The organism is Pauljensenia sp. UMB3104, assembly GCF_030217285.1.
Lineage (GTDB): Bacteria > Actinomycetota > Actinomycetes > Actinomycetales > Actinomycetaceae > Pauljensenia.
The window spans coordinates 1-21469 of the sequence record NZ_JASONN010000029.1 but is presented as its reverse complement, the minus strand read 5'-3'; the positions used below and the strand labels follow the sequence as shown (position 1 = coordinate 21469).

Annotated in this window: 18 protein-coding genes, 1 tRNA gene and 1 pseudogene; 11 read left to right on the top strand and 9 right to left on the bottom strand. The window is 67.5% G+C overall.

The annotated features are described in order from the left end of the window. Positions 1–216 precede the first annotated feature (216 nt). Positions 217–603 (top strand): hypothetical protein, encoded by a 387-nt coding sequence (locus QP415_RS09940; protein ID WP_285099899.1) that lies wholly within the window; start codon positions 217–219, stop codon positions 601–603. Between the two features lie 84 nt (positions 604–687). Here QP415_RS09940 and rarD read toward each other — a convergent pair whose 3' ends face one another. After that, on the bottom strand, positions 688–1638 hold the full coding sequence (gene rarD / locus QP415_RS09935) for an EamA family transporter RarD (protein ID WP_016460698.1): 951 nt from the start codon (positions 1636–1638) through the stop codon (positions 688–690). Further along, positions 1635–2954 (bottom strand): glutamyl-tRNA reductase, encoded by a 1320-nt coding sequence (locus QP415_RS09930; protein WP_285099898.1) that lies wholly within the window; start codon positions 2952–2954, stop codon positions 1635–1637. Before QP415_RS09930 ends, rarD begins: the two co-directional genes overlap by 4 nt. A gap of 241 nt (positions 2955–3195) precedes the next feature. Between QP415_RS09930 and hemE the strand changes: the two genes are divergently transcribed. Genes hemE through hemL form a run of 6 tightly spaced genes read left to right on the top strand, consistent with a single transcriptional unit; the run spans position 3196 to position 10090 of the window. Further along, positions 3196–4293: a uroporphyrinogen decarboxylase gene (hemE, locus tag QP415_RS09925; protein WP_285099896.1), complete on the top strand. Its 1098-nt coding sequence runs from the start codon at positions 3196–3198 to the stop codon at positions 4291–4293. Beyond that, positions 4290–5756, top strand: a complete 1467-nt coding sequence (locus tag QP415_RS09920) for a protoporphyrinogen/coproporphyrinogen oxidase (RefSeq protein ID WP_285099895.1) — start codon at positions 4290–4292, stop codon at positions 5754–5756. Before hemE ends, QP415_RS09920 begins: the two co-directional genes overlap by 4 nt. Beyond that, on the top strand, positions 5753–6787 hold the full coding sequence (gene hemC / locus QP415_RS09915; protein ID WP_285099894.1) for a hydroxymethylbilane synthase: 1035 nt from the start codon (positions 5753–5755) through the stop codon (positions 6785–6787). Before QP415_RS09920 ends, hemC begins: the two co-directional genes overlap by 4 nt. Next, complete coding sequence (locus QP415_RS09910; protein ID WP_285099893.1) at positions 6784–7620, top strand: uroporphyrinogen-III synthase; 837 nt, start codon at positions 6784–6786, stop codon at positions 7618–7620. The genes hemC and QP415_RS09910 overlap by 4 nt, the downstream gene beginning before the upstream one ends. Beyond that, a complete protein-coding gene (gene hemB, locus QP415_RS09905; protein ID WP_285099892.1) occupies positions 7617–8648 on the top strand; it encodes a porphobilinogen synthase in 1032 nt (343 codons plus the stop codon). Before QP415_RS09910 ends, hemB begins: the two co-directional genes overlap by 4 nt. Before the next feature lie 44 nt (positions 8649–8692). Then, positions 8693–10090, top strand: a complete 1398-nt coding sequence (hemL, locus tag QP415_RS09900; RefSeq protein WP_285099900.1) for a glutamate-1-semialdehyde 2,1-aminomutase — start codon at positions 8693–8695, stop codon at positions 10088–10090. Between the two features lie 349 nt (positions 10091–10439). Here hemL and QP415_RS09895 read toward each other — a convergent pair whose 3' ends face one another. From QP415_RS09895 to QP415_RS09875, 5 genes are all read right to left on the bottom strand, one after another. Further along, complete coding sequence (locus QP415_RS09895) at positions 10440–10658, bottom strand: hypothetical protein (protein WP_016460706.1); 219 nt, start codon at positions 10656–10658, stop codon at positions 10440–10442. A 332-nt stretch (positions 10659–10990) separates the two neighbouring features. Beyond that, positions 10991–11200, bottom strand: coding sequence for a cold-shock protein (locus QP415_RS09890; RefSeq protein WP_003791482.1), 210 nt, complete (start codon positions 11198–11200; stop codon positions 10991–10993). Between the two features lie 199 nt (positions 11201–11399). Beyond that, positions 11400–12200 carry an ABC transporter ATP-binding protein gene (locus QP415_RS09885; protein WP_048677512.1) on the bottom strand — a complete coding sequence of 267 codons (801 nt, stop codon included), beginning with the start codon at positions 12198–12200 and terminating at the stop codon, positions 11400–11402. After that, positions 12197–13225, bottom strand: a complete 1029-nt coding sequence (locus QP415_RS09880) for a FecCD family ABC transporter permease (RefSeq protein WP_285099890.1) — start codon at positions 13223–13225, stop codon at positions 12197–12199. The genes QP415_RS09885 and QP415_RS09880 overlap by 4 nt, the downstream gene beginning before the upstream one ends. Positions 13226–13311: 86 nt before the next feature. Next, positions 13312–14448: an ABC transporter substrate-binding protein gene (locus QP415_RS09875; RefSeq protein WP_285099889.1), complete on the bottom strand. Its 1137-nt coding sequence runs from the start codon at positions 14446–14448 to the stop codon at positions 13312–13314. 235 nt (positions 14449–14683) lie between these two features. Here QP415_RS09875 and QP415_RS09870 point away from each other — a divergent pair, with 235 nt between their 5' ends. Further along, positions 14684–15616, top strand: coding sequence for a 5'-nucleotidase (locus QP415_RS09870; RefSeq protein ID WP_285099888.1), 933 nt, complete (start codon positions 14684–14686; stop codon positions 15614–15616). Between the two features lie 124 nt (positions 15617–15740). Here QP415_RS09870 and QP415_RS09865 read toward each other — a convergent pair whose 3' ends face one another. Continuing rightward, complete coding sequence (locus QP415_RS09865; RefSeq protein ID WP_053087903.1) at positions 15741–16577, bottom strand: Ltp family lipoprotein; 837 nt, start codon at positions 16575–16577, stop codon at positions 15741–15743. Between the two features lie 181 nt (positions 16578–16758). On the opposite strand from QP415_RS09865, the gene QP415_RS09860 reads away from it, so the two are divergent. The 3 genes from QP415_RS09860 to QP415_RS09850 all read left to right on the top strand — a co-directional run bounded on the left by QP415_RS09860 (position 16759) and on the right by QP415_RS09850 (position 19979). After that, entirely contained in the window at positions 16759–18900 is a 2142-nt protein-coding gene (locus QP415_RS09860; protein WP_285099887.1) for an ABC transporter ATP-binding protein, read from the top strand. Next, positions 18897–19772: an energy-coupling factor transporter transmembrane component T gene (locus QP415_RS09855; RefSeq protein ID WP_285099886.1), complete on the top strand. Its 876-nt coding sequence runs from the start codon at positions 18897–18899 to the stop codon at positions 19770–19772. Before QP415_RS09860 ends, QP415_RS09855 begins: the two co-directional genes overlap by 4 nt. A gap of 123 nt (positions 19773–19895) precedes the next feature. Beyond that, positions 19896–19979 (top strand) — tRNA-Leu (locus QP415_RS09850). Between the two features lie 75 nt (positions 19980–20054). Here the strand turns inward: QP415_RS09850 and QP415_RS09845 are convergent. Continuing rightward, a pseudogene (locus QP415_RS09845) lies at positions 20055–21233 on the bottom strand (IS256-like element IS1249 family transposase). Between the last annotated feature and the right edge of the window lie 236 nt (positions 21234–21469).

Below are 21469 nucleotides of genomic sequence, written 5' to 3'. Positions count from 1 at the left end.
TCACCCACTACATCACCCGCTGCCTCCTCGAAACCGGCGGATTCAGACCCCAACTACACCCCCAATTATGAAGAGCCCAATTCCCCCACGACTCTTTCAAACTATGAATTTGTGGTGTTGGAATTGCAGCGTTTCTGAGCATTGTTGAAGTTTCATGCAATCGAATTGCATGCGAAATTGGGGGAGGGGCGCGTTGGTGGGGCGAGGTGCGTGTTGGTGCGTGACTTTATTCGCCCTGTGTGGCCTATTGGTGGTGAAAGCGATACAAAATTCTCCCTGCTGGCGCAAAATGCGTCGAAAATGGGTATTTCGGGCGTGCTGGGAGAGTTTTGTACCGGTTGGGCTCGCCGAGGCTGCGAGCCGGGAGAGTTTTGTACCGACACCGGCCCCGCGTGCGGTACAAAGTTCTCCCTGCTTGGTCTGGTGGTGGGTGTGAGCGCGAAAAAGTTCTCCCAGCGCACGAAAAATGCCCCAAAAATGGCGTTTTATGGCCTGTCGGGCGAGTTTTTTCGCGAAAACACCGTAGTAGGGGCTGCGCTGGGCGAGTTTTTTCGCGGAAACAACGGTGAAGGCCCCGCGCCGGGCGAACTTTGTCGCGCATGATGCCAGATGTGCCCCGTGCCGGGAGAGTTTTGTACCGGGGCCCGCCATGGCCGCGGCCCCCGCCGCCCGGCGTGCCCGTCGGAGTCAGGCTTGGTGACCTGCCCGGGCCAGGCGCTTGGCGCGCACGGAGGAGACCAGCCAATCGGCGCTCAGGCACGCCAGCGCCACCCACACGACGCCCATCGCGATCCAGCGGAAGGTGGGCACGGTCTCATGGAAGATGAATACGGCGACGAGGAGCTGCAGGGTCGGGCCCAGGTACTGCAGGAAACCCATCGTCCCCAGGGTCAGTCCCCTTGCTGCCGAGGCGAACATGATGAGCGGGATCATCGTCAATGCGCCCGCGCCCACCAGGAGGGCCAGGTGAAGGGGCCACGAAAACCCGGAGCCGTCGGAAGACGCGATGGCATGGAAGGACGTGGAGGACGTGGCCACCAGATAGGCGTAGTAGCCGAGCAGGAAGGGTGAGACCGCCGCGGTTTCGATCGCCATGCCCGCGAGCGGGTCGACGCGCGCGGCCACGTCCTTCTTCACCAGTGAATACAGGCCGAACGTCAGCGCGAGCGTGAGGGAGACGATGGGGACCGCGTGCTGGCCGATGACGAGGATGATGACGGCGATGATGCCGAGGATGAGGGCGAGCGTCTGGATCGGGGTGACTCGCTCGCGCAGCACGATGAGTCCCAGCGCGATCGTGACGAGGGGGTTGATGAAGTAGCCGACTGCCGCGTCGGTCGTGTGGCCGGCGAGGACTGCGTACACGTACACCGACCAGTTGACGACGACGAGCGCGCCCGCGACCGCGAGGCGCCACAGGGCTCCGCGGTCCGCGATGAGTGCGCGCACCTTCCCCAGTGACCCCGTCACAGCGAGCGCAACCACGCAGAAGAACAAGCCCCACACCGCGCGGTGGACGATGACCTCAACGGCGCCGGCGGGGGAGAGCAGTGAGAAGTACAGGGGGAAGAAACCCCAGATCACGTAGCAGGAGACGCCGAGGGCGAGTGCGCGTGGATCGTTCTTCTGGGTGCTCATGCTCCCAGTGTATGAACATCGCGGGGGCAGGCGCCGACGAGGGAATCGCTGTGATCACCTGGCGAGAAAGCGTGAGGGGCCGTGTCCCCCGTAATAAGGGCGGTCTCGTCGATGCCGAGGACCACGCTCAGGGCCTCCAGGTAGCGTTCCTGCTGGCTCTCCTCGCCCGCCCGGCGCGCGAGCACGGTCGGGTTGTGGATGAGTCGCGCGGCCAGGTGGCGCAGTGCGCGGGCCGCGTCGTCGGTCGAGAGGGGGGCGTCGCTGAGGCGGTCGATCTCCTCCTCGACGATGCGGAAGACGCGTGAGCGCAGGTGTCGCACGACGGGGTCCATGGAGCGTGCGCCGAGGCCGCGCTCGAAGGAGGTGACCTCCTCGTCGATGATGGTGCGGGCGCGTGTGAGTGCGTCGGCATCGGCGGCCGGGACCGACGCCTGGATGGTCGGCAGGTCGATGAGGGTCACGTTCGGCAGTGAGGCGACGGAGCTTTCGGTGTCGCGCATGAGCGCGAGGTCCAGGACCACGGTGCGTCCGGAAGCTGCGGCCATGTCGCGGGTCAGGATGGGGCTTCCCAGCCCTCGGCAGGTCACGACCAGGTCGGCGCGCTCGAGCGCAGAGGGCAGGTGGGAGGCGTCGACCCAGCCGATGCCTCGTCCCTGAGCGAATTCGCGGGCGCGCCCGGATGTCGAGTAGACGGACACGTCCGATGCGCCGAGCGCGTTCAGGGCGCTGACGGTCGCACCGGCGTAGGCGCCCGTGCCGACGATGAGCACGCGCGTGTCCTCCCACGGTCCCAGGTGATCGGCAGCCATGTCGAGGCCGACGGCGACGACCGAGCGGCCAGCCCCCGCCAGCCCGGTCTCGGTGGCGACGCGGCGCGAGGTGGCCGAGGCTCGCTCGGCGGCGCGTCCCAGGTCGCAGCTGAGGGTCCCGTCCTCCCAGGCGGTGCGCGCGGCGCGGCGCATCTGCCCGGCGATCTCGCGCTCGCCGATGACCATGGATTCCAGGCCGGATGCCGTCGCGAAAAGATCGACGAGGCCGGCGCGGCCCCACAGGTGCCGCAGCTGTACGTCGGCGCGCGGGGTGCCCGAGGCGGTGGCGAGCTCGCGCTCTACCGCGTCCTTGAGCGCGTGGGGGTCGGCGGAGGCCGGAGCGTCGACGTAGATGGTGACGCGATTGCAGGTGCGCAGGACCATGACTCCGCGCACCTGCGCCAGCGAGCGCATGAGGGTAGGGCCGAGGTCGGTCGCTCCGGAGAGCCGGGCGATGTCGTCGAGGGGGGCGTAGCGGTGGTCCGCGGAAAGCACATGAATAGTCACAACGCGTCCATTTAAGGGCACCGTCTTCTCGCGGGCAGAGGGGCGAAGCTATTTATGTTGGTGACGCCGTGTCATTTCGATATGTCGGTGAAATAAATGGCGCACTCCCGCGGATAAATGGGCGTAAAGCCAAGCTATTCCATGCTTTTGCGACGTGTGAGAAATTGTCTTGAACTAGACTGGAAATAGACAGAAACGCGCGAATTAACGCACGAAAACATCATTAAATTAAGGGAGACACATGACGACGCCCCCGCTGATCGCCGCCCTGACCGGGCGACGCGGGTACACCCCCGTGTGGTTCATGCGTCAGGCTGGGCGCTCCCTGCCGGAGTACCGCCAGCTGCGCGCGGACGTCGGCCTGCCCATGCTCGAGGCCTGCCTGCGCCCCGACGTGGCCGCCGAGGCGACGGTGCAGCCTGTGCGACGCCATGGCGTGGACGCGGGCATCTTCTTTTCGGACATCATGGTCCCCCTGCGCTTGGCCGGTGTGGGTGTCGAGATTGAGTCGGGTGTCGGCCCGGTCCTCGATCATCCCTATCGCACGCGCGAGAGCATCGATGAACTCCTGAGTCATCGTTACGGGGAGGGGTCCTGGACGGATTCCAGCGGGCGCGTGCGCGACTGCGCCGAAGGGGCTCAGGCGGTGCGCGATGGCGTTGCGACGGCGGTCCGCGAGCTGGGCTCCACACCGCTCATTGGATTCGGCGGCGCCCCCTTCACCCTGGCCGCGTACATGGTCGAGGGGCGTCCCTCGCGCGATCACATGGCTGCGCGCGCGCTCGCGGCGTCCGACCCGGGCGCGTGGGACGCCCTCATGAGCTGGTGCGCGCGCGTGAGCGCCGACTTCATCACCTCTCAGGTCGAGGCGGGCACCAGCGCCGCGCAGCTCTTCGACTCGTGGGTGGGGTCCCTCTCGCCTCGTACCTATCGCGAGTCCGTCGCGCCGTATTCGCGCATGGTTGCGCAGCGCGTCGCCGGCGTCGTCAGCCCGGTGACGGGTGAGCGCGCTCCGCTCATCCACTTCGGGACAGGCAGTGCGCCGATCCTGTCCGATATGGCCGAGGTCGGTGCCGACTGCGTGGGCGTGGACTGGAAGACGGACCTGTCGTGGGCCATCGAGCAGGTGCCCGGAAAGGCCGTGCAGGGAAACTTGGATCCCGCGCTGTTGCAGGCCCCGTGGCCCGTTATCGAACAGGCTGTTCGAGATATTCTGAACGCGGGACGGGCTGCCCCCGGGCACGTCTTTAACCTCGGGCACGGCGTGCCGCCCACGACCGACCCCGACGTGCTGACGCGCATCGTCGAGCTGGTGCACGAGCTGGGGGAGGCCCGATGAGCGCGCTCGACGCCATCCCCACCCACCCCGGCGCGGTCGTTGTCGGTGGAGGCATCGCCGGAGCCGTGAGCGCGTGGGAACTGGCCCGCGCGGGCGTGCGCCCCCTCCTGATCGAGGCGCGCGGCTACCTGGGCGGCCTCATCGCCCGCGGCACGGTCGGCGGAGCGAACGTAGACCTGGGCGCGGAAACATATGTCGTGCGCGGCGCCGACACCTCGTCGATCGTGGACGCCCTGGGGCTGACCTCGGTCGAGCCCGCCGGCTCGGGCGCCCGCCTCTACGCCCCCGCCCTGCGCGGCGGCTGGGAGCTGCGCCCCTTCCTGCGCGACTCGTTCCTGGGAATCCCGGCTCGCCCGGACGCGCCCGACTGCGCCCGCGTGCTCGGCGAGGCCGGGGTGCGCCGCGCCCTTGAGGATCGCTCGATGGGCGGCGGCGTCGGCATGGACGAGGCCGGGGAGACCCTGGCCGGTTTCGTGACCGCGCGCATGGGGCAGGCCGTGCTGGAGCGCTCGGTGCGGCCGATCATCGCGGGCATCTACACCGCCGACCCGACCATGTTGGCGACCGATACGGTCGCTCCCGGACTGCGCGCCGAGACCGCCCGTCACGGGTCCCTGACCGCTGCGGTCGCGGCGCGTCTGGCCGCCGCCGGATCGCGCCGCACCCCCGAAGCCTGCGTTGAGGGCGGCATGTTCGTTCTCGTCGACGCGCTGCGGGCCGCCATCGAAGAGGCGGGCGGTACCGTCCTGACCCGCACGGGCGCGTTCGCGATGACGCGCGAGGCCTCGGGATGGACCCTCGAGTGTGGGCCGACCAAGCCCGGGCCCACCCCCGGAGCTGAACCCGTGCCGAGCGGGCCGGGCGTGAGCGTGACGACGGAGCGCCTCGTCCTCGCCTGCAGCGCCAGCGCCGCACTGCGCCTGCTGACCCAGGCGCGCATCCCCGGCCTCGTGCCCGATGTGAGCGTTCCCGAGGGAGCGCCCATCGCGCGCCTCACCCTGGCCGTGCGCGCCCCCGAGCTGGACGACGCGCCCGTCTCCCAGGGCCTCCTGGTCGCGCCCGCCCCCGCCGACGAGCGGCCCGTGGCGGCCAAGGCCCTGTCGCACCTCAACGTCAAGTGGCCCTGGCTGGCCGACCAGTGTGCGCCCCACACCCACCTGTTGCGCCTGTCCTACGGGCGCCTCGGCGAGGCCGAACCCGCCGTCACCGTCGAAGGCGCCCTGCGCGACATCCGCACGCTCACCGGCGTGGACATCGCCCCCGAGGCCGTCACCGACCACCTGCTCGCCCGCTGGAACGGCACGCTCCCGCCCCTGCCCCCCGAGTATCGCGGGCGAGTCGCCGCTCTCGAGGAACAGGTGCGTCCCCTGGGGGGCGTGGCGCTCACGGGCGCCTGGGTCGCCGGAACCGGCATCGCCTCCGTCGTCTCCCACGCCCGAGTGGGCGCGAAAGGACTGCTATGACCACGCGGACGTTCGTTCTGGGAACCAGAGGATCGCGCCTGGCGCTCGCCCAATCCACCACCGTCGCGCGGGCGATCGAGGAGGCCGGGGCTCGCCTCGGCGAGGACGTGCGCGTTCAGCTGGAGGTCGTGCGCACGCACGGCGACGTGTCCGCGGCACCCCTGGCTGCGCTCGGCGGCGTCGGCGTATTTGCCGCCCAGCTGCGGCTCGCCCTCCTACAGGGGGAGTGCGACCTGGCCGTCCACTCCTTCAAGGACCTGCCCACCGCCCCCACGTCGGGCCTGCGCATCGCGGCCGTCCCGCAGCGCGAAGACCCTCGCGACGCCCTGTGTGCGGCCGACGGGGCGACGCTGTCGTCGCTGCCCGCGGGTGCGCACGTGGGGACGGGCTCGCCCAGGCGCGCCGCCCAGGTGCTCGCCGCACGCCCCGACCTGCTTGTCCGCGACCTGCGCGGCAACGTCCCCACGAGGCTCTCGCGCGTGCGCGGCATCGACCTGGGTGCCGACGCGGGCACCGCGCCCTCCGCCCTCGGCACGGGCGAGCGTCTCGACGCGGTCGTCCTCGCCCTCTCCGGGCTGTGGCGCATCGGCCTCGACGCCCACGCCACCGACGTGCTCGACCCAGCCGTCATGATGCCCGCCCCCTCGCAGGGCGCCCTCGCCATCGAAACGCGCGACGAGGAGGACCCGCTCCTGCGCGCTCTCCTGGACGCCCTCAACCATCGGCCGACCGCGCTCGCGGCCAGTGCCGAGCGCGCCGTTTTGTCCACTCTCGGCGCGGGATGCGCGGCGCCCGTGGGCGCGTTCGCCCGCGTGGACGAGGCCTCCTCGGCCCTCCTGCTCGACGCGCGCGTCATGAGCGTCGACGGGCGCGAGCGGGTCGAGGCGAGTGGTGCGTTAGCGCTCACGGGCACGGTTGGTCGCGGCGACGCCGCCCGACTCGGCGAGGACGTGGCGCGCCAGCTGCTCGCCCGCGGCGCCGCCGAGGTCACCGACCTGGGAGCGACGAAAGCGCCGAGGCAATCCTCGTGAACGAGCCCTCAGTGAGCGAAGCCCACGTGAGCGACCCCGTTGTGAGCGCACCCCTGGACGGGAAGCGGGTCCTCCTGACTCGCGCCAAGCAGGAGGACGCCATCGCGCGCGCCCTGCGCCTCGCCGGGGCGCAGGTGGATGCTCTCGCCTTGACCGTGTCGACGCCGTTGGAGTCTGCGCAGCTCGACGAGGCGCGCGACCGGCTCGCTGACGGCGCGTACGCGTGGGTCGTGTTCTCCTCCTGGAGGGCCGCGCGGGCCGTCGTTTCCGCCCTGCCGCAGGCACGCTCGCGCGGCACGCGCATCGCCGCCGTCGGCCAGGCCACGGCCCGATGGGTCAGCGACCACGCGGGCGTGAACGCCGACCTGACCGGCAAAGGGTCTGCCGCCGCGCTGCTTGCATGCTTCCCGTCCCCGTCCGCTGATGCGAGCTCAATCCTCATCCCCCGCTCGGCGGTCGCCCCCGATACGCTGCCGGACGGGCTGCGGGCGCTGGGCTGGAGCGTCGAGGCCGTCGACGCCTACACCACTGCACCCGCCGACATCGGCGATTGTGACGCCGATATCGCGGGGAATTTTCGCGCGGGTCACTACGACGCAGCGGTGCTCACCGCCTCCTCCCAGGCGCGCGCCCTCCCCCCGCTCCTCGGCCTGCCGCCCCCCTCAACCCGGGTCGTGACCATCGGCGCACCCACCGCCGCCACCGCCAGGCGTCAGGGGATCGCGGTCGCGGCCCAGGCCTCGTCCCCCACACCCGATGCCATCGTCCGCGCCCTCACCGACGCCCTGGCCCGCCCCACCCACGCCGACGCACCTGAAGAAAGAGACTCATGACTACCGTCCCCGAATCCGTCACCTCCTACCTCGCCGAGGCCGGGGTGGACTCCTCCCCGATCCCGACGATCCGCCCGCGCCGCCTGCGCTCGACCCCCGCGATGCGTGCGCTCGTGCGCGAAACCCACGTTGACCCCGCCAAGCTCATCTGGCCCGTCTTCGTGCGCGACGACATCGACGAACCCCGCGAAATCGCCGCAATGCCCGGCCAGTACCAGCACACGATCGACTCGCTGCGCCGGGCCGCCGCCGAGGCCGCCGAAGCGGGCGTGGGTGCCATCGACCTGTTCGGCGTGCCCGCCCGCCGGGACGCGATCGGCTCCCAGGCGTGGGCGGAGGACGGGATCCTCAACCGCGGCCTCGCCGCCGTGCGCGCCGAGGTCGGGGACGCCCTCGTCGTGTGCGCGGACACCTGCCTGGACGAGTTCACCGACCACGGGCACTGTGGGCTCCTCGATTCCGAAGGCGGCGTCGACAACGACGCGACCCTGCCGCTCTACCAGGCGATGGCGATTTCCCAGGCGCGCGCGGGCGCACACATGGTGTCGCCCTCGGGCATGATGGACGGCCAGGTCGCCGCGATCCGCGCCGCCCTCGACCAGGCCGGACACGCGGACGTCGCCATCCTCGCCTACTCCGCGAAGTACGCGTCCGCCTACTTTGGGCCCTTCCGCGAGGCTGTCGGTTCCACGCTCAAGGGCGACCGACGCACCTACCAGCAGGATCCCGCGAACCGGCGCGAAGGCCTCTTCGAGGCGCTGCTCGACGCGGCCGAGGGTGCCGACATGCTCATGGTCAAGCCCGCCGGCCCCTACCTGGACGTGCTGGCCGACGTGGCCGCCGCCTCCGACATCCCGGTCGCCGCCTATCAGGTGTCCGGCGAGTACGCGATGGTCGAGGCCGCCGCCGCCAACGGGTGGATCGACCGCACGCGCGTCATCGACGAGTCCCTCACCGGCATCCTCCGTGCGGGTGCCGACTCCGTCCTCACCTACTGGGCCCTCGAGGTCGCCCGCCGGGCCCGCTGAGTGCGCTGAGCGTGCGTACCATACCAACAATCCATTTTTTGTCGATGAAGGTAGCCGTGACTACTAACGAAACCGCATTCTCCCAAGCAAAATCCGTGATCCCCGGCGGCGTCGACTCGCCTGTGCGCGCCTTCGGGGGCGTCGGCGGAACCCCGCGCTTCATCGCGAGCGCGAGCGGCGCGCGCGTCACCGACGTCGAGGGACGCTCCTACGTGGACCTGGTTGGCTCGTGGGGCCCGGCGCTGCTCGGCCACGCGCACCCCGAGGTGGTGGCAGCCGTCCAGGAGGCGGCCTCGCGCGGCCTGTCCTTCGGCGCACCCACCGAAACTGAGACGCTGCTGGCCAGCGCCGTGCGCGAGCGCGTGCCCTTCGCACAGCGCGTCCGCTTCGTGTCGACGGGCACCGAGGCGACGATGACGGCGATCCGCCTGGCGCGCGGTGCCACCGGGCGCGACCTCATCGTGAAATTCGCCGGCAATTACCACGGCCATTCCGACGGCCTGCTCGCCGCCGCCGGGTCGGGCGTCGCCACCGGTGGCCTGCCCGGGTCGGCCGGCGTCCCCGAGGCCATCACCGCCCAGACGATCGTCCTGCCCTACAACGACGGTGACGCCCTGCGCGCGTGCTTCGAGCAGGCGGGTGACAGGATTGCCGCCGTTATCTTCGAGGGGGCCCCCGCCAACATGGGCACGGTCCCGCCTCACCCCGGGTGGAACCGAGAGATCCGCCGTGTGTGCACCGCGCACGGCGCGCTCATGATCCTCGACGAGGTCCTCACCGGCTTCCGCGTCGACCCCGCAGGCTGGTGGGGCCTCGAGGCCGTGGCCGGGTGGGTCGATGGCGCGCCCGTGGGCCGCTACGGCGCCGGCTTCGTCGATGCCTCCTCCGTCGAGCATGCCGACTGGGTGCCCGACCTCGTGACCTTCGGCAAGGTCGTGGGCGGCGGCATGCCCCTCGCCGCCGTGGCCGGGCGCGCGGACGTCATGGACCTGCTGGCTCCCCTCGGCCCCGTCTACCAGGCGGGCACTCTCTCAGGTAACCCACTGGCCACGGTCGCCGGCCTGCGCACCCTCGAACTCGCTGATCAGGGCGTGTACGACCGCGTCAACGCCTCGGCCCAGGAGATCAGCACGATCGTGTCGGACGCACTCAGCGCTGCCGGCGTTGCGCACCGCGTCCAGCGCACGGGATCCCTGTTCTCCGTCATGTTCGGCGAGGCCGCGGCCGCCTCGGGCGTGTACGACTACGACCAGGCGCGCGCCCAGGAGGCGTGGCGCTACGCCCCCTTCTTCCATTCCTTCCTGTCCTCGGGTGTGGCCCTGCCGCCCTCGGTGTACGAGGTGTGGTTCGTGTCCGGCGCTCACGGCGAGGCGGAGCTGGAGGCTATCGCCGCCGCCGCTCCGGCCGCGGCGCAGGCCGCCGCTGCAGCTCAGCCCGAGTAATCGGCTGCGTCGCGTCATCTGCGGCGTGAACGGCTCAGGGGTGGGGATCCTGGTGGGTCCCCACCCCTCGTCTCTTCCGTCGGCGGGTGGTGTGGGGGTTTTGCACTACACGAGGCCCTCTGACGGCGTGTCGCCGGCGTGTCGCACCCTCATGTAGTGCAATTCCCCCCGCCCCGCAGGCTGTCTGAGGCGGCGCGGTGCTACAAGGACGAGGGCAAGGGGGCGGTGCCTTAGGGACGAGGAAAACAAAGAAACCAAGAAGCCAAGAAGACAACGAAAAAGCGTGACACCTCTGCGGTGTCACGCTGGCGGGGGTGGGGCGCGCGATGCTCACGCGCCCCGCATCAGCTCAGGCGCGAGTGCGTGCGATCGAGAGGATCGCGGGGGAGACGATCAGGGCGGTCAGGGCGATAACGACCGCGAAGACGACCGACGCGACCGAGGCAACCTGCAGGGCGGCGAACACGCCGAGGGCCGCGAGGACGACGATGAGGGCCACGAGCACGGAGGCCGAGGCGGTGGCCTGGGACATGGTGGGAGCGGTTTCAGCCTTGACGATGTTGTTCATGGGGTTCTCCTTGAGAATGTCTTCGCGCGGAAACGCGAAGCGCGCCCCGCACGCCAGCGTGTGTGGGCCTTCTCGGCCCGTGTCGCCCGGGTGAGCGACGGTATTGAAAAAGGGAGGTGACTCGTGGTCGCCCCCCTTGGTGCAGTCACAATGCTACGCCGATTTCACCGATCGGTCTATACCTCGCAATCCCTTGTAAGGCATGGCACAAGCATCGTAAAAACCAGTTAAAAAGCAGTTGTGTCAACGAAAAAATTATGTGTGAGATGAGTGAGGAACATGCTGTTTCGTGCAAGTGTGCCCGAGTGGAAGCTCCACCCGGGCACACAGTGTCACTCGGCTCGTGCCACATTCATGGCTTGGAGGCCCTTTGGTCCTTCAATCGCCTCATATTCGACCTTCTCGCCCTCTAGAAGAGTGCGTCGCCCAGACTGGCCGATGATGTTTGAATAGTGCACGAAGACGTCGCCGGATTCGTCATCAGGAGTGATGAATCCGAAGCCTTTGGCGTCGTTGAACCATTTGATGGTCCCGGTAGCCATGGGCCCTCCTTCGTGTTCGCCCCAACGCTGGGGCACCGTTCGGCCCCGTCTGCGGAGCCGACATGGTCCCGTCGCCCCTGCCCGGCAATATTGCCCCCCGGACTGGGCGTGCGGAATCACACTAATACGGTACCGCACTCGCAGCCAAAATGTGGCTGACCTGCGTAATCGTGATGAAGAAGTTTTTGGGGTGATGGCGCTACTTGTCCCCACTTAGACGAACCGGAACGATGGCCTGCACGTCCTCGCCTTCGAAGTCCACGCTCCCGATCGCTACGTCCACGCCAAAGACGCGCGCGAGGGTGTCCGCGTTCATGACGGAGGAGGCGGGACCGACCACGGCCTCGTGCGTGGAGGAGAAGAGCGCGACCTGGTCCGCGACGCGCAGGGCGTGCGCCGGGTAGTGCGTGTTCATGATGACGGCGAGGCCTCGGTCCCTCACGAGGCGCTCGAGGAGTCCGAGGACGATGAGCTGGTTGCGGAAATCCAGGCCGGTCTCGGGCTCGTCGAGCACGAGGACACGCGGGTCGGCGACGAGGGCGCGGGCGATGAGGACCATCTGGAATTGGCCGCCCGACATGGTCGCGCAGGGCATCTCGGCCAGGTGGGAGGCGCCCACCTCGTCGAGGACGTCGCGGGCCATGCGCTCCTCGCGGGCTCCCGGCTGGGCGAGGGTGCGCATGTGGGGGGCGCGCCCGACCATGACCATCTCGAGGCCGGTGAGCGCCACGTTGGAGGCGTTGCGGGCCTGCGGCACGTAGGACAGGACGCGCCCCAGCGCTCGGGTCGACATCGACGAAATGAGGGTGCCGTCGATGAGTGTGCGCCCGCTGTCCCACTTCTGCAGGCCGATCATGGTGCGCAGCAGCGTCGTCTTGCCGGCGCCGTTGGGACCCAGAATCGCTAGGAGCGAGCGCTCGGGCACCTCGAAGGACACGTTCGTCAGGATCGGGGAGGGGGCACCCGGATAGGTGAAGGTTGCGTTCTCGACGCTGATCATCGCGCTCCTCCCGTCCGGCGCAGCAGCACGATAAAGAAGGGCGCGCCGATGATGGCCGTCAGGATCGAAATGGGGATTTCCGAGGCCGACAGGGAACGCGCGAGTGTGTCGATGATGATCATGAGGGCCGACCCGAGCAGCAGCGAGACCGGGATGACCGCGCGGTTGTTCTGTCCGCACAGCATGCGCGCGCAGTGTGGCACGAGCAGGCCGACCCAGCCGACCTGCCCGCACATCGAAATGACCGAGGCCGTGATGACCGTCGACGCGACGATGAGGATCGCGCGCATGAGGGAGACGTTGACGCCGGCTGAGCGGGCCTCGTCCTCTGAGAGGGAGAGGATGTTGAGCTGCCAGCGCAGCGCCACGATGACGACGACGCCCGCGATGATGAAGGGGGCGCCCAGCGCAATCTGGTGGTAGGTGACTGCAGCGAGCGAGCCCATCAGCCAGTAGGTGATCTCCGGGAGCTGGCTCGTCGGGTCGGCGGTGAGCTTGAGGAGCGAGAGCACCGCGTTCGCCAGGGCGGAGACAATGACGCCGCCGAGCACGAGCGTGATGACATTGAAAGAACCCGTGCGCGTGCGCGAAATCGCCGTCGTGAAAGCCATCGTCGCCAGGCCCGCGACGAGCGCCGCGGCCTGCACACCGATCAGGTTCCAGTCCAGCAGCAGGGCGATGACCGCGCCGACGCACGTGCCCGCCGCGACGCCCAGGGTGTCCGGCGTGGCCAGGGGATTGGAGAACAGCGACTGGAAGGAGGCGCCCGCGACGGACAGACCCCCGCCGATCAGGATTGCCACGATGATGCGCGGCGCCCGCAGGTCAAACACGACCGAGTTGACGCGCGGGGGCACCGCCGGGCCACCCCAGAACCTCGCGCGCAGCGCCGCGACCACGTCCTCCAGGGACACGGAAAAGCGGCCAATCAGCATGGCCGCCGCCGCGCACGCGACGATGAGAACGACCAGCGTGGGGACCACCCACGCGCGCAGCCGCCCATTCCTGGTCAACACAGACTTCATGATGTCCTCTCCCCGGCGCCTACCGGGCGTTTCGCGCATAAGGTGCCCCGGCCTCGTCGATAGGGAGACGAGGCCGGGGACAGGTATCAGGATGCGGCGTCCGGGTTGACGATGCGCTGGGCCTGCTCGTCCGTGAGCGTGAAGTTGTACATCTTCTGGTAGTAGTCCTTCGTCATGGCTACGAGGTCAACGTCAGAGAACTGCTCCGGGTACAGGGACGCGCCGAGCCAGTTGGCGACGATGGGAGCATCCGGGTTGGGGGTGAACCAGTTCCACATGCCCAGGCCGGTGGAGTAGACGCGGCCGGACTTCACGGAGCTGAGGGTGGACAGATCGACGCCTTCGACCGAGTTCGTCAGGACGGTGTTCGCCGTCATGTTCGACATGCCCTTGCCGGTCACGAGGAGGACCTGGGGATCCCACGTGAGGACCTGCTCGAAGGTGACGGGCGTGTGCGAGGTGTCGGTGTCGCGCGAAACGTTCGTGTAGTTCAGAGAGTCGGCCCATTCGTTGGTGAACCAGCCGTCCTTGCCGCCCGCGACCGCGAGCTGACCGTCCGCCGCGCCCATGAGCACCATCGTCGAGACGCGCTGATCCTCGGGAACCTTCGCGGTGCGCGCGCGGGCGCCGGCGACCAGGTCCTTGCCGAGCGCGATCTTGTCGGCCATGTGCCCGTCCTCGTTAAAGACGTCCTCGAGGAGCTCCATCCACTCTGTGTACGTCTCCGACGGGTTCCCCATCGTCGTGAAACCAACGGCCGGGATGCCCGCCTTGCGGAACATTTCGCCGTGTTCCTTGTTGAAGGCGTTGTAGAAGACGACGTCGACGTTCAGGTTGAGCAGGGCCTCGGCGTTGAGCTCGCCCTTGTCGTAGTAGCTGGTGTCCACCTGCATCATTTCGGGCGCCATCTCGGCGGCGATCGTCTGGCTCATGGCCTTGACGCGGGCGGCGCTCATGCCCACCAGGTAGGGGGCCTTGCCGTCGAAGTAGGCCAGGTAGGTGGATTCGATCGGGATCTGGTCGATGGCGACTCGGGTGATCTTCTCGGGCAGGGTGACCTCGTTGCCCGCGTGGTCGGTGATCGTGCGCGTGGACGAGGTCGTGGCCTCCTGGGTGGTTTGCTCCGGCTGGGCGGTGGTGGAGCCTGTACCGCCCGCGCAGGCGGTGAGGGCCAGGGCGGCGGTGGCCAGGATGGTGGTCAGGGTGGCGAGATGGGTCTTCATCGCGTCCTCTCGTGTGTTGTGGATTACGAGGGAAATGCTACACAAAATTAGGTGCCCCTCACAAGGGTGAGTGTGGCATTATGACACGGTGTTATTTCCTTGGTTTCTCACGGGTGTTGTTGGCGCGTGAGGTGCGGTCCTGGCCTCGTCAATCCCCTCGCGGGGAGCGGGACGCAAATGTGCATGCCCGTTTTTATCCTGGTGGCGATAGGTAGAAGCGTGCGGAAGGAGCATCATGGCTGCGGAGCTTGATCTGGAGCGTGCCCTTGTCATTGGGGTGGCCTCGAGTGCCCTCTTTGATCTGAGGGAGTCTGACGCGGTGTTCCGCGAGCAGGGCGAGGAGCGGTATCGGGAGTATCAGCGCGAGCATCTCGATGACGTGCTCGAGCCGGGCGTCGCGTTTCCCTTTATTCGCCGCCTCCTCGACCTGAACGACCTGTCGGATCGTGAGCGCCTCGTGGAGGTTGTGATCCTCTCGCGTAACGACCCTGAGACTGGGATGCGGGTCATGCGTTCCGTTGCGCGTCACGGATTGGACATCACGCGCGCGATCTTCATGCAGGGGCGTGCACCTTATCGCTTCATGGAGCCGCTGCGCATGTCCCTCTTCCTTTCCGCGAACGAGGATGACGTGCGCGAGGCGATCGACATGGGCTTCGCGGCGGGGCGCGTCGTTGGGCGCGCCCAGCCGGATGACGGAGATACCGACCTGCGCATCGCCTTCGACTTCGATGGTGTGTTGGCCGACGATTCGGCCGAGCGAGTGTTCCAGAGTGAGGGCCTGGACGGGTATCAGGAGAGCGAGAGTGCCCTGGCCGAGGTGCCTCTCTCCCGTGGTCCGATGGCCGATTTTCTGGAGAAAATCAACCGAATTCAGGGGATTGAGGAGTCGAAAAGTCTGGATGATCCGTCGGGGTATCGGCGCAGGGTGCACGTCGCCGTGGTGACGGCTCGGAGCGCCCCCGCGCATGAGCGTGCGATCAACTCGATTGGGCAGTGGGGCCTGCGCGTCAACGATGCCTTCTTCCTCGGCGGCATCGACAAGGGGCCCATCCTGGAGGTGCTGCGCCCGCACATCTTCTTCGATGACCAGCGCCGCCACGTGGAAGGCGCATCACTCTCCACCCCGAGTGTCCACATCCCCTTCGGTGAGATCAATAGGGAGTAGGTGGTGGGGCTTGTGTCGTTAGCCCTCTGTCGGAGCAGTTGAGGCCCAAAGCGGGGCGGGTGCTGCACACGTGTGCAACCTCCGCCCCGCTTTGTCTTAGTCGCGTTGTTGTGGAAAACCTGCGTCAGTCGTCCAGGTGGGAGATTGCGTAGTCTGCCTCTTCCTGGGTGAATTGTTCGCCGTACTCGCTGACGAGCTGCTCGCGAATTGCTTCGTCGGACATGTTGAGTGTCTTCTCGTACTCCTTAGCCTTGGCGAGAGCGTTAGCATTCCAGTCGGCCTGGATGTTGTCGATCGCGTACTGGGCCGCCTCGGGGGAGAATCCTTCAGCCTCGCTGATCAGCTGGTCATAGATGCCTTGCTTCGACAGGTGGAGGCGCTTCGAGTAGTTCTCTGCGGTCTTCAGTGCCTTGCGGTGTTCGCGCGGAACGTCGTCCTTCTTGGGGTCACTTGTCGACGGTGCTTCGGTCGTTGGATTCTCCGTCGGCTTGGCGTCGTCCGTGTCGTGGTGGACGAACAGTGTGATCTTAGCGTCCTTGCCGAGAGTCGTTCCGGCCTCGGGGATCTGAGAGGTGACGGTCCAGTTCGTCACGTCGAGCACCGTCTTCTTGCCCGCCTCGTCCTTGAAGGAGATGTCGACCTTACCGAGTGCCTCGAGTGTTGCGCGGGCCTCGTCTCCTCGCATGCCGACAACGTTGGGCACCGTGATTTCCGTGCTCGATTCGGTTGTCGTCGATGTTGTCGAGGGTTCGGCCTCCTTGGTGCTGTTCGCGCCCTTGGGGTTCGTTAGGCTGCCGATGAGGACAAGGCCGACGAGGACTGCAATGGCGATGAACCACCACTTTTTGTAAAAGGGCTTGTCCTGAGGGGGTGTCACCTGCTGAAAAGGGGAGTGGGGGTTATCCGGGGTGCTGTCTGTCGTGTTGTTTTCAAGGCCGTGCTGCGGTGTTGGGCTTGTCATTGTGACTCCTGTGTCGAATGGACTTAGTGAGTAAACCTAGTGATGTAGAACATGTTTGTCAACAACTAATTACTTTAAAATCTTGGAGGTGTTGGGCATCTGTCGGGTTTCGCGCTGCATTGAGACGAGCTACCCCGGTCCGGCGGTCGCAGATGTGGGCGGGGCCTGGGAGACTAGACATATGAGTTCATCCGCGCGCGATGTCCCCCGCCTCACCCCCGTTGAGGTGGCGACCGCTGGCGCGCTCTCGGGCCTGGCCGTCACCTTCGGCCTCATCGCCGCCGTGACCCCCGTCTTTCAGCTCCTCTTCCAGGTTGCCACGGCCGTCCCCCTCGCGATGGTCTCCCTCACGCACCGGCCCCGAGCCGCGGTCGCAGACTTCGCCTCGACGATCCTCCTCGCCGTCGCAGTCGGCGGCGTCGCCACGGCCGGCCGCTCCTTCCAAGCTGCCCTCGTCGGCCTCATCATCGGCTTCCTCCACAAGAAACGCGCCTCCTGGCTCCCCGTCTCCGGCGTCGCCGCCGGCCTCGGCGTCCTGTGGGGCATCGGCACCGGCATCGCCTTCTGGATCCTGTCCGACCTGCGCACCCTCGGCCTCGAAAGCATCCAAAAGACCCTCGACGGTTTCCTTAAGCTCATCGGCCACATCCCCCATTCCGGCGGCTTCGTCGACGCGGGCCACCAGCTCGGCCAATGGTTCGTCGACTGGTGGTGGATCTGGATCCCTATCACCCGCTTCATCGGCGTGGCCTTCCTGGTCCTCGCCGCCCGCTGGCTCCTCGGTGCGATCCTCAGCCGCATCTCCCTCGACGCGGGCTGGGACCCACTCCTGGATGCGACCGCCCGCTCCGCGGATTCGCGCGCCGAGGCCCCGGCCTCGTCCCCCCTGCCCCTGACCCTCACCGACGTCGACTTCACCTACCCGGGCGCCGACCACCCCGCCTTGAGCGGTGTCACCCTCAGCTTCGAGCGGCCCGAATACACCGTCGTCGTCGGACACAACGGGTCGGGTAAATCCACCCTCGCCCTCCTCCTCGCGGGCGCCGAACCCGGCTCTGGGACGCGCCAGGGTGGCGGTGTCCTCGGGGCTGTCGGCGGGACCGCTCTCGTGGGGCAGCGCTCCGAACTCCTCGTTCTCGGACAGAGTGTCGCCGAAGACGTCACCTGGGGCATGAGCGCCACGCAGATCGCCGACCTCGACCTCGACGAGCTGCTCGCCAGTGTTGGCCTCTCCGGCCTCGCCGACGCCGACCCGCGCTCCCTCTCCGGCGGCCAGCTCCAACGCCTCGCGCTTGCGGGCGCGCTCGCGCGCTCCCCGCGCCTGCTCATCTCCGACGAATCCACCGCCATGATCGACCGCGCGGGCCGCGCCGAGATGCTCGACCTCCTCGCCTCCCTGCCCGAGCGCGGCATCGCCGTCGTCCACATCACCCACGACCCCGCCGAAAGCGCGCGCGCCGACCGTGTCATCACGATTCGTAGCGGGCGCATCGTCTCCGACCGTCGCGCGGGGGAGGGGAGCGCCGCCGCGGATCGGGTTCTCATTGACGAGGCCGGGGATCCTCCCGCTTCCCCCGCCCCCGCAGCGTCGGGCCTGCCTGTGTCCTCCGCGGCGGGCGCGCCCGCCCTCATCAACGCCGACCACCTGTGGGCCGACCGTGTTGCTCATACCTACGACCTCGGCACCCCCTGGGAGAAGCCGGTCCTGCGCGACGTCAGCCTCATCCTCGACCCCGGCCAGGCCATGCTCATCACCGGGGATAACGGCTCGGGTAAGACGACGCTGTCGCGCGTCCTCACCGGCCTGCTCGTGCCCACCTGGGGGCGCGTCACCCTCGGCGGGCGCCCCATGGAACGCTGCGTCGGCGATGTCGCTCTTTCCATGCAATTCGCGCGCCTCCAGCTCCAGCGCCCCTCCGTGCGCTCCGACATCCTCGCCGCCGCAGGCTACGGTCCGCGCGTCGGCACCGGCTCCGCCCACCGCAAGGGCGCGATCACCCGCGAGGCGGGCGACCGCATCGTCGCCGAGGCCATGGAACTCGTCGGCCTCGACCCCGCCCTCGCGTCGCGCGGCATCGACGACCTCTCCGGAGGGCAGATGCGCCGCGTCGCCCTCGCCGGCCTGCTCGCCTCGCACCCGAGCGTTCTCATCCTCGACGAGCCCATGGCGGGCCTCGACGCGGCCTCGCGCGACCTGCTCATCTCCGTCCTGGACGAGCGGCGCCGGACGGGCCTATCCATCCTCGTCATCTCCCACGACCTCGAAGGCATGGACTCCCTGTGCGACACCCACGGCCACCTCGCCGAGGGGGTGCTCTCATGATCGAACCGCACTCCGCCTGCGGGGCTACCGGCCCCGGCGGTGGCGCCAGCGAGGGCCGGTTCTCGAGGACCCCTCCCGGCCTCGGCGAAGGAATCCCGCGCGCGAAGCCGCGGCGAAGCACGGGCTTCACCCTGCCTCGACCCCTGCCCTGGGCGACGCCGCTGTCGCGCGCCTGGCCCGGCACCCTCATCGCCTGCTGGACCGTGCTCACCACGTGCGTGATCCTCTCGCCGCGCTGGTCGACGCTCGCGATCGTCGGTGGCCTCATCGTCGTCGCGTCGCTGATTATCCGCCTGCCTCTCAGCGTCGCGCCGCGCCCACCCCTGTGGATGATCTCCGGATTTATTGGCGGCTGCATCGGCGCCTGGCTGGGCGATGGACTCGAGCTGTTCCTGCGAGTCTCTACCCTGGCGCTCGTCGTCCTGTGGGGGTCGGGCCTCATCGCGTGGGTAACGCCGACCGCGGCGCTCGCCGCCGCGCTGCGCTTCTTCCTCACGCCGCTGCGGCTCCTGGGTGCGCCGGTCGATCAGTGGTCGCTCGTCATGGCCTCCGCCCTGCGAGGCCTGCCGATGCTGCGTGACCAAGCGCAGGCGGTGCTCGATACCGCCAAGCTGCGTCTCGGCCAGGATGTGGCCACCCTGTCGCTGCGCGGCTATGCGCGCCTGAGCGTCGACGTCATCACCGCGATCCTGTCCGCCACGTCACGCGGCGCCGCCGAAACCGGGCGGGCCATGTCCATGCGCGGGGCGATCGAGGCGCATGACGGCGCGGTCCGTGGCGCGCGCGTGCGGCTCGGCTGGGTGGATGTCGCTGTCATCGCTGCGAGCCTGTTGGGTGTCGCTGGCATCGTTGCGTGCCGGTTGATGCTGTAGGTTGTTGCCGCTGTTTTCGCTGAGATTGCAGCGTTTTGTGGGCGGTGCACTCATGTCTGTGCCCTGGGTCATACGGTGCTGATTTGACGTGGAGGGCGTGATACCCCTATTCTTTCTGGGTACGCGCGAGTGGCGGAATAGGCAGACGCGCACGGTTCAGGTCCGTGTTCCAGTGATGGAGTGGGGGTTCAACTCCCCCCTCGCGCACGATGAAACCGCAGATCCTTCGGGATCTGCGGGTTAAGGGTCAAAATGTGTGTCTGGCTCGGCGTGTCGCGGGGGTTAGATTTGGCCTTTTTGAATGCCGATTGAGTGGGTGTAGTCGGTGTCGATAGCGTTGTCGTAGAGGGCTGGGCGTCCTGTTTCGTGGTCGGCTTGGTTCTCGGTTTGGGTCAGGGTGGATACTTTGGCGAGTTGGCCCTGGCCCCAGTCGGACTGCCTGGCGATTCGTACTGGATCGTCAGGCAGTTCCGTTTTTAAGTAGAGCCACCAATCCAGCATGCGGCGTTGTCGTTCGCCTGATCTGCCGCGGTGGGTTCTGGCGAGCAGTTTGAGCTGGGCGTTGATGCCGCCTTCTAAGCTGTTGGTGGTGGATTTGATCCGCTCGGGCGCAAGGACTCCTGCTGGCGGGTTGAGGTAGACAAACAGCATCTCGGACCGCCAAAGATGGTTGAGGCTGTTGTAGGCCTTGCGCACGTTGTGGTGGGTCTACACGCGGGTCCATGCACCTGTTTTGGGGTCTTTGATCATGGTTTTCTCGTTCATCCATTCCCGGTAGATCGTTGAAAACTCGTGCAGTTGCACACCCCACGCGGCGGCTTCATCCAGTGTGGTGATCCGGGTCAGTTTCAGCGCAAGTCGGTAGATGGTGCGCCCGGCATCGGTGCGTGGGTTGGTGGTGGTGTAGCGGCGGACCACGCGTTGGGCGTGGACGAGGCAGCGTTGAATTTTCGTAGTCGGCCAGCACTTTTTGATTGCGCTGTATGCGCCTTGGCCGCCGTCGATGACGGCGATGAGTGGGGCTTCGATGCGTTCAAGCAGCAGTTGGTAGTCGCGGGTGGTTTCGTGTTTGCACCAGTGCCAGGCGATCACGTGGTCGATGGTCGCCGCGACGATCAGGCAGCCACCGGCGGTGTAGGTGCCATCGAGAAATACCTGGTCGTAGATCCGCTTGTGGTGGCCGGCGGTGGGGTCAGGCACATCAACGAGCCAGCACCACTTGAAGCGCCGCTTCATGGTGGCGCGGCTAACACCGTTTCGTTTGGCTAGGTCGTCGAGTGATATTGCGGTGGTGCAATGCTCGATGAACTGGGTGAACACTGCCGCGTTGGTGATGTCGTTTCGACGTTTGACGCTGGAGGCGCCGCATTGTTTGCAGCGCCATCTGGTGGTGCCTTTGCTGGTGGTGCCGTTGCGTTTCATTTCACCGCCGCAGTGGCAGCGTGGTTGGTTCTTCGACATTGCGACACCACACCACGCCGCGCATAGCACATCACGGCTGCCACACCGAGGATTTCCCGTCGGGGGCTAGATATATGCTTCCGGAGCATATACTTTCCGGAAACCTACAGGTCAATCCGTGAAAATCCGCGATTCCGGACACACATTTTGACCCTTAACCCGCTCCTCATATTATCGACCCTGCTGGCCTGCTTGGCGAGGCGTTATCCCAGGCGTCCCCGGATTTGATGCGTTCC